This window comes from Pseudoflavonifractor sp. An85 (assembly GCF_002161235.1).
Classification (GTDB): Bacteria; Bacillota; Clostridia; order Oscillospirales; family Oscillospiraceae; genus Enterenecus.
The window spans coordinates 1-10,351 of record NZ_NFHE01000047.1 but is presented as its reverse complement, the minus strand read 5'-3'; the positions used below and the strand labels follow the sequence as shown (position 1 = coordinate 10,351).

At 60.1% G+C, this 10,351-nt stretch carries 7 protein-coding genes; all 7 read left to right on the top strand.

What is annotated here, in order from left to right; genetic code table 11:
- Positions 1-309 precede the first annotated feature (309 nt).
- Positions 310-576: a 30S ribosomal protein S15 gene (gene rpsO, locus B5G37_RS13500; RefSeq protein WP_087232405.1), complete on the top strand. Its 267-nt coding sequence runs from the start codon at positions 310-312 to the stop codon at positions 574-576.
- Between the two features lie 171 nt (positions 577-747).
- Positions 748-2,898 carry a polyribonucleotide nucleotidyltransferase gene (locus B5G37_RS13495; RefSeq protein WP_087258670.1) on the top strand — a complete coding sequence of 717 codons (2,151 nt, stop codon included), beginning with the start codon at positions 748-750 and terminating at the stop codon, positions 2,896-2,898.
- A 274-nt stretch (positions 2,899-3,172) separates the two neighbouring features.
- Positions 3,173-3,595, top strand: a complete 423-nt coding sequence (locus B5G37_RS13490; RefSeq protein ID WP_242962898.1) for an HD domain-containing protein — start codon at positions 3,173-3,175, stop codon at positions 3,593-3,595.
- A gap of 282 nt (positions 3,596-3,877) precedes the next feature.
- On the top strand, positions 3,878-4,843 hold the full coding sequence (locus tag B5G37_RS13485) for a ribose-phosphate pyrophosphokinase (RefSeq protein WP_087258665.1): 966 nt from the start codon (positions 3,878-3,880) through the stop codon (positions 4,841-4,843).
- A gap of 275 nt (positions 4,844-5,118) precedes the next feature.
- Positions 5,119-5,706, top strand: coding sequence for an aminoacyl-tRNA hydrolase (gene pth, locus B5G37_RS13480; RefSeq protein ID WP_087258663.1), 588 nt, complete (start codon positions 5,119-5,121; stop codon positions 5,704-5,706).
- 22 nt (positions 5,707-5,728) lie between these two features.
- Positions 5,729-9,115 carry a transcription-repair coupling factor gene (gene mfd / locus B5G37_RS13475; RefSeq protein ID WP_087258661.1) on the top strand — a complete coding sequence of 1,129 codons (3,387 nt, stop codon included), beginning with the start codon at positions 5,729-5,731 and terminating at the stop codon, positions 9,113-9,115.
- Positions 9,116-9,215: 100 nt separating this feature from the next.
- A partial coding sequence (locus tag B5G37_RS13470) for a peptidylprolyl isomerase (RefSeq protein ID WP_087258659.1) occupies positions 9,216-10,351 on the top strand: 1,136 nt, incomplete at its 3' end.

The window sequence follows — 10,351 nt, the reverse complement described above, 5'->3', positions numbered from 1 at the left end:
GCTCCCTCCCGCCCCTCTCGGCGCTCCCGTCTGCTGGAGTACAGCGAGTGGGTGGCCACCCTGTCGGTGGCGGGCGCCATGCTGCTGCTCATATGGCGCATCTTGGTAGCATAATGACCAAATTTACTAAAAAGGGAAAAAACCATGAAAAAATCCCTTTACAATGGGGAATGCTTATGATATGCTAACTTAGCATTTCGGTGCACACCCGTCTGCTTAGTTTCGGGACATGGCCCGCTTGTTACGCGGGGGATTCACCCGCCCGATACTCAGCGTCCGGGCAGAATACAAGAAAGGTGGAAGTTACCCATGATTCGCAAGGACCAGAAGACTGCCGTTATTGAGGCCAACCGTACCCACGAGACCGACACCGGTTCTCCCGAGGTTCAGATCGCCATCCTCACCGCTCGCATCCAGGAGCTCACCGAGCACCTGAAGGTGCACATCCACGACAACCACAGCCGTCGTGGCCTGCTGAAGATGGTCGGTAAGCGTCGCAAGATGCTGGACTACCTGGCTAAGAAGGACATTGAGCGTTACCGCGCTATCATTGCCAAGCTGGGCATCCGCAAGTAAGTTTTGTGAAGATAGGGCGGTGTGAACCTCACACCGCCCTTTGTTCCTTCCACCGCCGGAGTGGCTGCTTTTAGCAGTTGAACACGGGTCTCACCAACAGGAGGGGCCTGTGTTCAAGTGCTAAAGGGTGATCGCTCCGGCTCACACCAAAGAAAAGGAGTGTATCAACCTATGTCTACCATCATCAAGCACAAGGAATTTACCCAGCATAAGGTGTACGAGACTGTGGTAGCTGGCCGCCCCCTGAAGATCGAAGTGGGCAAGATGGCCGAGCTGGCCAACGCCGCCGCCATGGTCACCTACGGTGAGACCAGCGTTCTGGTGGCTGTCACCGCCTCCGCCCGTCCCCGTGACGGCATTGACTTCTTCCCCCTGTCCGTGGACTTCGAGGAGAAGCTGTACGCCGTGGGCCGCATCCCCGGCTCCTTCATGCGCCGCGAGGGTCAGCCCTCCCTGCCCGCCGTGCTGGCCAGCCGTCTGATTGACCGGCCCATCCGTCCCCTGTTCCCCACCGACCTGCGCAACGACGTGGTGGTCACCTGCACCGTCATGAGCGTGGACTATGACTGCTCCCCCGAAGTCACCGCCATGATCGGTGTCTCCGCCTGTCTGTCCTACTCTGATATCCCCTGGAACGGCCCCATCGGCTGCATGGAAGTGGGCTATGTGGACGGCCAGATCGTCATGAACCCCACCCGTGAGCAGAAGCACGAGTCCCAGATGGACGTGACCGTGGCCGCCACCATGGACAAGGTGGTCATGATCGAGGCCGGCGCCAAGGAGATCCCCGACGAGATCATGTATGAGGGCATCGTCAAGGCCCACGAGGAAATCCGCAAGCAGGTGGAGTTCATCAACGGCATCGTGGCCGAGATCGGCAAGCCCAAGTTTGAGTATCAGCATGCCTCCTTCAACCAGGAGCTGTTTGACGATATCGTAGCCAACTTCATGGACGAGGCCAAGGCCGCCATGGACACCGACGACAAGAACGTGCGTGAGCAGCGCTGGAACGCCATGATCGACCACTGGCACGAGAAGTATCTGGAGACCTATCCCGACATGGACCAGTACCTGGAGGAGTTCACCTACAAGTTCCAGAAGAAGATCGTCAAGGCCTGGCTGCTGGAAGGCCACCGCGTGGACGGCCGTGCCAAGAACGAGATCCGTCCTCTGGCCGCCGAGGTTGGCGTTCTGCCCCGTGTGCACGGTTCCGGCCTGTTCACCCGTGGTCAGACCCAGGTTCTCTCCGTGTGTACTCTGAACACTCTGGCCGCCTCCCAGAAGCTGGACACCATCTGGGAAGAGGAAGAGAAGCGCTATATGCACCACTACAACTTCCCCGGCTACTCCGTGGGCGAGGCCCGCGGCGCCCGTTCCACCAACCGCCGCGAGAAGGGCCACGGTGCTCTGGCTGAGCGCGCTCTGGAGCCTGTGATTCCCTCTGTGGAGGAGTTCCCCTACGCCATCCGTGTGGTCAGCGAGGTGCTGTCCTCCAACGGTTCCACCTCTCAGGGCTCCATCTGCGGCTCCACTTTGGCTCTGATGGACGCCGGTGTGCCCATCAAGGCCCCTGTGGCCGGCATCTCCTGCGGTCTGATTCAGGACGACGACGGCTCCTTCACCACCTTCATCGACATCCAGGGCGTGGAGGACTTCCACGGCGAGATGGACTTCAAGGTGGCCGGCACCAAGAAGGGCATCACCGCCATCCAGATGGACCTGAAGAACGACGGTCTGTCCCACGCCATCATCAAGGAAGCTCTGGAGATCACCAAGGACGCCCGTTACGCCATCCTGGACGAGATCATGCTGCCCTGCATCTCTGAGCCCCGCGCTGAGGTCAGCGAGAACGCCCCCAAGATGATCAAGATGAAGATCGACGCCGACAAGATCCGTGAGGTCATCGGTTCCGGCGGTAAGGTCATCCAGAAGATCTGTGCCGACACCGGTGCCAAGATCGACATCGAGGACGACGGCACCATCTTCATTGCCGGTGTGGACAAGGCTTCCTGCGAGGCCGCCAAGAAGACCATCGAGACCATCGTGTTTGTCCCCGAGGTGGGTGCTCTGTACTACGGCAAGGTGGTGCGCATCCTCCAGTTCGGCGCCTTCGTGGAGCTGGCTCCCGGCAAGGACGGCATGGTGCACATCTCCAAGCTGGCCAACCGCCGCGTGGAGAAGGTGGAGGACGTGGTGAACATCGGCGACATGATCTGGGTCAAGGTCACTGACATTGACGAGAAGGGCCGTGTGAACCTGTCCTACAAGGACGCTCTGCGCGAGATCGAGGCCAAGAAGGCCGCTGGCGAGCCCATTAAGTAAAAACCTTCAACAAGTTTTCCAGGCGCTGTGGAAGTTTTTCCACAGCGCCTTGTGTTTGTCCGCACCATCCAAACGCCTCATAAACGTGCACAGGAAAAAATTTTCTCCCCGAAATCTGCTGACAACGACACCCCGGTTTGCTATACTAGAGGTGGAAAGATGTCAACCTTTTGTGAAATGAGATGGGAGGTTTTTTCCTATGTGGATATCACCCCACGCAGAGGAGTTCTTCCGGTGCCTGTCTCCTCTGCTTTCCTCCAAGGAGGTCAATGCCATGCGGCAATGGAGGCACCACTTTTCTGTGACCTGCTATGAGCACTCTCTCTTTGTGGCCTATATGGCCTACCGCATCGCCCAGTTCTTTGGCTGGGACTGCCAGGAAGCCGCTCGGGCAGGTCTGCTCCACGATTTATACCTGTACGACCCTGCCGATGCCAGCGCGCACCCGGGCAACCAGTGTCTGGATCACCCCGTGTTTGCCCTGCGCAATGCCCAGGCTCTGTGCCCCGACCTCACCGACCGGGAGGCCAACGCCATTGTGTCCCACATGTTCCCCCTGGCGGTGCATCTGCCCCGCTCCTCCATCGCCATTGCGGTGAACCTGGCCGATAAGCTGTGCGCCACCATTGAAGTGGCCCAACTGTATCGCGTGATTCCCCTGCGCCGGCGTCTGATGCAGCGGGTGGGTTGTTGCTAACGGCACTTTTTCCCATTTTCTGTATTTTATCTCTGTTAAATTTTCGCCGGCCTGTTGCCGATTACACAGGCCGGTGGAAAATTTGTCTGCTTTTTTTGTGAAGAAGGAAGGTTTTTGTACAAATTTGAAATTTCCTCTTCAAAATTCTCTGGATTCTGATATAATATTTTCGGTTCATTTTTGTCCGCATTATGTGCTCGAATGGTAAGGCGTCCCTTTCCTGCTGGAGCACGTTTTTTGATTCCAACCCTGACACACATCACACAGAGAGGAAGTACAACAATGATTTCTCACGGTAAAGATCTGAAAATCTTCTCCGGCAGCTCCAATCGTGCTCTGGCCGAGGCCATTTGCAAGGATTTGAGCATCCCCCTGGGCAGCGCCGAGGTGGGCGCGTTCTCCGACGGCGAGAACTTTGTCTCCATCCATGAGACGGTGCGTGGCTCCGACGTGTTCGTGGTGCAGTCCACCAGCTCCCCCGTCAACGACAACCTGATGGAGCTTCTGATCATGATTGACGCCTTGAAGCGCGCCTCTGCCGGTCGCATCACTGCCGTGATTCCCTACTTCGGCTATGCCCGTCAGGACCGTAAGACCAAGCCCCGCGATCCCATTTCCGCCAAGCTGGTGGCCAACCTGATTACCCGGGCCGGCGCCGACCGTGTGCTGACCATGGACCTGCACGCCAACCAGATCCAGGGCTTCTTCGACATCCCTGTGGACAATCTGTTGGGCTCTCCTGTGTTTGTGGACCACTTCCTGCGCCGCTTTGCCGCCGTCCATGAGGAGACCATGGTGGTTTCCCCCGACGTGGGCTCTGTGGCCCGTGCCCGTGCCTTCGCTCAGAAGCTGGACATGCCCATGGCCATCGTGGACAAGCGCCGTCAGAAGGCCAACTCCTCTGAGGTCATGAACATCATCGGCGAGGTGAAAGACAAGCACGTCATCCTGCTGGACGACATGGTGGACACCGGCGGATCTCTGTGCCACGCCGCTCAGGCTCTGGTGGACATTGGCGGCGCCAAGTCCGTCACCGCTGCCGCCTCCCACGGCGTGCTCTCCGGCCCCGCCATTGAGCGCATCAACGCCTCTTGCCTGGATGAGGTTCTGTTCCTGGATACCATCCAGCCCCGGGAGGACATCGCTGAGGTGTGCCCCAAGATCAAGTATCTCTCTGTGGCTCATATGTTTGCCGAGGCCATTGCCCGCATCTACGAGGAGCGGTCTGTGTCCAAGCTGTTCCAGTAAGCAGACTCTTTGGAGGGCTGTTGCAGGCAGTGCCTGTGACAGCCCTTTTTTCGTCCCTTTAGGCTTACCAGCCTAGTGGGACGCTACCCGCTGGGGGTCCATTTTGACTGGCCAAAATGGACGAAAAGCCACTTAGGGCGTTCCCCCCTAAGAACCTCCCTTGGGTCAGCAGCCCTAGGCGATTCTTTGGTGACTTTCTCATCGGGGAGAAAGTCACCCTGCGGAGCAAATCAGATGGCTGGTCTGCTCCAGCAAATATAAAAAGGAGTTTTCCCATGTTTTTTGGTAAGAAACTGCCGGTGACCTGGCTGGTGGTGGGCCTGGGCAATCCCGGCGACAAATACGAAAACACCCGGCACAACGCCGGTTTTATGGCCATCGATCAGCTGGCCGACCGGGGCGACTTCCCGGTGCAGCGGCTGAAGTTCCACGCCCTCACCCATCAGGCCACCATCTCCGGCCAGGGTGTGCTGGTGATGAAGCCCACCACCTATATGAACCTGTCCGGGGATGCGGTGGCGGAGGCAGCGGCCTTCTATAAAGTTTCCCCAGATCATATTCTGGTTTTGTGTGACGACGTGTCCCTGCCCGTGGGCAAGCTGCGCATCCGCACCAGTGGCTCCGCTGGCGGCCACAACGGCCTGAAACACATCATTCAACGCCTGGGCACCGACAAATTCCCCCGGGTGAAGATCGGCGTGGGAGGCAAGCCCCACCCCGACTACGACATGGCCGACTGGGTGCTGGGCAAGTTTGTAGGCGAGGACAAGACCGCCATGGACGAGGCCACCCGGCGGGCGGCCCAGGCGGTGGAATGCTATCTCAAGGACGGCCCTCAGAAGGCCATGAATCAGTTCAACTAACTTTGGTGGAAAAGGAGCCGTTATGAAGGAATTACTCCACATTCTCTCACAAGTGCCCCAGTTTCCTGCCCTGGTGCAGGCCCTGGAGACGGGCCAGTCCCCGGCGGCGGTGTCGGGGCTGTCCCGGATTCACCGCGCCCACTTTGCCGCCGGTCTGGGCACCCATCTGGATCGGCCGGTGGTGCTGGTGTGCGCCGACGAGGACGAGGCCGCTTCCCTGGGCCGGGACATCACCGCCTTCACCGGCTGGCCGGTCACCCTGGTGGGAAGCCGGGAATTCAACTTCTACGACGGGGCAGTGTCCTCCCACCAGGGGGAGCACAGCCGCCTTTCTGCCTTTTATGCCATGGCCCAGGGGGAGTGCAAGGTCATCGCCGCCACGGTGGAAGGCCTACTCCAGCGCACCCTCTCCCCCCAGGAGCTTCAGGAACATGTGGTGACCATCTGCCAGGGAGGTTCCTATGACCCCACCCAGCTGGCGGACGCCCTGTCCGCTCTGGGCTACGCCCGGTGCGACCAGGTGGAGGGTGTGGGCCAATTTGCCCTGCGCGGGGGCATTCTGGACGTGTATTCCCCCGCCCAGGACCATCCAGTGCGGGTGGAGTTCTGGGACACCGACGTGGACTCCATGGGCCTGTTTGACCCCGCCACCCAGCGCCGGGTGGGCCACCTGGAAAAGGCCGTCTTTCTCCCCGTGCGGGAGGTGCTGCCCCAGCGGCAGGAGGACGGCAGCTGGCAGCAGGTCTCCGATGCTCAGCTGCCCCAGCGCTACCCCGTGTTCCACACCGCCGTCCACCACCTGCCCCCCGATGCGGTGGTATGTATGTGTGAGACCAGCCGCGTGGCGGAACGGGCCAAAAACTGGCTGTGGCAGCTGGAGGAAGACGTGAAAACCCTGGTGGAGAGCGGAGTGCAGCTGGGCAAACACGCCACCTTCGCCCTCACCTTCCCCCACCTTATGGAGGAACTGCAACAGTTCCCCCTTTGCTTTTTGGACTCCTTTACCACCTCCACCCTGCCCCTGGCCCCCAAGGCCATTTTGAACGCCCAGGGCCGCCAGCTGTCCACCTTCGGAGCCAATCTGGACTCCGCCGCCGCGGACCTGACCCAACTGCAAAACGCCAACACCGGCGCCATCGTACTGGTGGGCAGTGAGCAGCAGGCCCTGAACCTCCAGGCCATGCTGCGGGAGAAAAAAATCCGCTCCGCGGTGGACTTCCAGCTCCACGAGCTGCCCGCTCCCGGGGCGATCACCATCGCCGTGGGCGGCCTGTCCGCGGGCTTTGACTACATTGGCTGCCCCTATGCGGTACTCACCCAGGGCCAGAGCCAGGGCAAAAAGAAGGGCAAACGTCTGAAGCACGCCGCCGACCGCCGACGGGTGGACTCCTTTACCGACCTGACCCCCGGCGACCTGGTGGTCCACGAGCACCACGGCATTGGCCGCTTTGTGGGGTTGACCCGCATGAAGGTGGACGGCATCGACAAAGACTATATCAAATTGGCCTATGCCGGCACCGACACCCTGTACCTCCCCGCCACCCAGTTGGACGCCATCTCCAAATACATTGGCGGCGGTGAGGACAGCGAGCACAAAAAGCTGTCCAAACTGGGGGGTACCGAGTGGGAACGAGCCAAAACCCGCACCCGGGCCGCGGTGAAGGACTTGGCCAAGGGGCTCATTCAACTCTATGCCCAGCGGCAGCGGCAGCCGGGGTACGCCTTTGCCCCGGATTCCGCCTGGCAGCGAGAATTTGAAGACGACTTCCCCTACCAGGAGACGGAGGATCAACTGCGGTCCATTGCGGAAATCAAAAAGGACATGGAGGCCCCCCGGCCCATGGACCGGCTGCTCTGCGGGGACGTGGGCTACGGCAAAACCGAGGTGGCCCTGCGGGCCATTATGAAGTGCGTGATGGACGGCAAGCAGGCGGCCATTTTGGTGCCCACCACCGTGCTGGCCCGACAGCACTACCTCACCGCCAAGGCCCGGTTTGCCAAGTACCCGGTGGAAATTGAGGTGGTCTCCCGGTTCCGCACCCCTGCCCAGATGAAAAATGCCCTGGCGGGCGTGGAAAACGGCTCGGTGGACATTCTCATCGGCACACACCGGCTGCTGCAAAAGGACGTGCACTTTAAGAATCTGGGGCTGCTGGTGGTGGACGAGGAGCAGCGGTTCGGGGTGACCCACAAGGAGCGGCTCAAGGAACTGGCCCGGCAGGTGGATGTGCTCACCCTCTCCGCCACCCCCATTCCCCGCACCCTGAACATGGCCCTGTCCGGCATCCGGGACATGTCCGCCATTGAAGAGCCCCCCTCCAACCGCCAGCCGGTGCAGACTTATGTACTGGAGCACAACTGGTCGGTGCTGTGTGACGCCATGCGGCGAGAGCTGGAGCGTGGGGGCCAGGTGTACTACCTGCACAATCGGGTGGACACCATCCACGCCACGGCGGTGAAAATCCAGGAGATGCTGGGAGACGATGTCACCGTGGCGGTGGGCCACGGCAAAATGAGCCAGGAAGAGCTGTCGGATGTCATGACCCGCATGGGAGACGGCGAGGTGGACGTGCTGGTGTGCACCACCATCATTGAGACCGGCATCGACATCGCCAACGCCAACACTCTCATCATCGAAGATGCGGATAAGCTGGGTCTGGCCCAGTTGCACCAGATTCGAGGGCGGGTGGGCCGCTCCACCCGGCGGGCCTACGCCTACATGACCTACCGCACCGGGAAGGTCTTGAGCGAAGTGGCCACCAAGCGGCTGTCTGCCATTCGGGAGTATGCGGAGTTTGGCTCCGGCTTCCGTATCGCCATGCGGGACTTGGAGATTCGCGGGGCGGGCAACCTGTTAGGCCCCGAGCAGTCCGGCTTCCTCATGAGCGTGGGCTATGATTTGTACCTGAAACTGCTGGAAGAGGCAGTTTTGGCGGAAAAGGGAGAGGCCCCGGCGAAGGTGCGGGACTGCACCGCCGACTTGACGGTTCCCGCCTCCATCCCCGAGCGGTATGTGCCGTCGGCTCAGCAGCGCATGGACCTGTACCGGCGCATTGCCCGCATTCGCGCGGAGGAGGACGGGGACGACGTCACCGACGAGCTCATTGACCGCTTTGGTGACCCGCCCCGTGGAGTCAACAACCTCATCTCCATCGCCCTGCTGCGCTCCAAGGCCGCTTCCAGCGGCATGGTGGACATCACCCAGAAGGGGGCGTCCCTCCAATTTACCCTGGAGGAATTTGACCTCCAGGCCATTGCCACCCTGGGCGAGGGCTATCCCCGGCGGCTGTTGTTCACCCCGGGTCAGGACAAGGGCCTGCTGACTCTGAAGCTGAAACAGGGGGAGGACCCCCTGCGGTGTGCCCAGCAGCTGGTGGAGAAATATTCCTCTTTGCTGCCCAAATCCTAACGGAATCCCCCACAAAGGATTTGCCTTTTCCCCGGTTTGGTGGTACAATGTGCGGTAGCTTGTGCGTTACAGGCCAGCAAAAAAAAGGAGTTTTACAAGTATGAACTTGAAAAAGCGTATTGCAGCCCTCGTTCTGGCTGTTGGTATGACTGCCTCTCTGGCAGCCTGTTCCAATCCCGGCGCCGATTCCTCCCCCTCCCCCTCTCCCACCCAGGAGATTGTGGCAGATCTGTCCCGGGACATTCTGGATTTCTCCGCCGGATTGAAGGCGGATGAGACCATGCTCACCGTCAACGGGGAAGCGGTGCCTGCCGATCTGTACCTGTACTTTTTGGCGGTGAACTGCGCCTACCTCACCCAGATGTATCAGGCCAACGTGGCCGATTACGTGGACAGCCTGAAGTCGGACAGCCAGTCCGTCATCGCCTACTACAAGCTGCTGGAAATGAAGTGCCAGGAGCTGGGCTGCCCCCTCACCGATGCCCAGCAGACCGAGCTGGAGGAGACCCTCATGGCTAAGGGCCAGGAGGACTATGAGCAGCGCAAGACCATCAACGGCCTCAGCGACGAGACCATGCGGTTTGTCTACTCCATCAACTACTTCTATGACAACCTGGTGGAGGCCACCATTCCCAACCCCTCCGATGAGGATCTGAACAACTACGTCTACCAGACCCGCCACATTCTGCTCAAGACCGTGGACACCGAAGGGGAGCGTACCCTCCAGGAGGACGGCACCTACGCCTATCCCAAGCTGGATGAGGCAACCATCAAAGAGAAGAAGGCCAAAGCTGAGGACATTTTGGCCCAGCTCCGCGCCAGCGACGACCCCTCCACCCTGTTTGATGAGCTGATGAAGGAGTACAGCGAGGACGAGGGCCTGAGCGACAATCCCAACGGCTACACCGCCACCCTGGGCCAGATGGTTTCCGCCTACGAGGAGGCCGCACTGAAGCTGGACTTTGGCGGCGTGTCCGATATTGTGGAGTCCGAGTACGGCTATCACATCATCATCCGGGACAAGGTGGAAAAGCTCAGCGATTACACCGCCAGCTGGAAGGACTATAAGATGGGCAAGCAGGTGGACCAGTGGATGGCCGATGCCGACATCCAGACCACCGATGCGCTGAACAACCTGGACGTGGCTGACTTCTACGCCAAGTTCAGCGCCTATCAGACCGCCCTCAACAAAGAATACACCGCTGCAGCCACTCCCGCCCCCTCTACTTCCCCCGC

What these genes read in the sequence shown, in the direction of transcription:
- rpsO (WP_087232405.1), top strand. Translation starts at nt 310, where the DNA reads ATGATTCGCAAGGACCAGAAGACTGCCGTTATTGAGGCCAACCGTACC.
- B5G37_RS13495 (WP_087258670.1), top strand. Translation starts at nt 748, where the DNA reads ATGTCTACCATCATCAAGCACAAGGAATTTACCCAGCATAAGGTGTAC.
- B5G37_RS13490 (WP_242962898.1), top strand. Translation starts at nt 3,173, where the DNA reads ATGCGGCAATGGAGGCACCACTTTTCTGTGACCTGCTATGAGCACTCT.
- B5G37_RS13485 (WP_087258665.1), top strand. Translation starts at nt 3,878, where the DNA reads ATGATTTCTCACGGTAAAGATCTGAAAATCTTCTCCGGCAGCTCCAAT.
- pth (WP_087258663.1), top strand. Translation starts at nt 5,119, where the DNA reads ATGTTTTTTGGTAAGAAACTGCCGGTGACCTGGCTGGTGGTGGGCCTG.
- mfd (WP_087258661.1), top strand. Translation starts at nt 5,729, where the DNA reads ATGAAGGAATTACTCCACATTCTCTCACAAGTGCCCCAGTTTCCTGCC.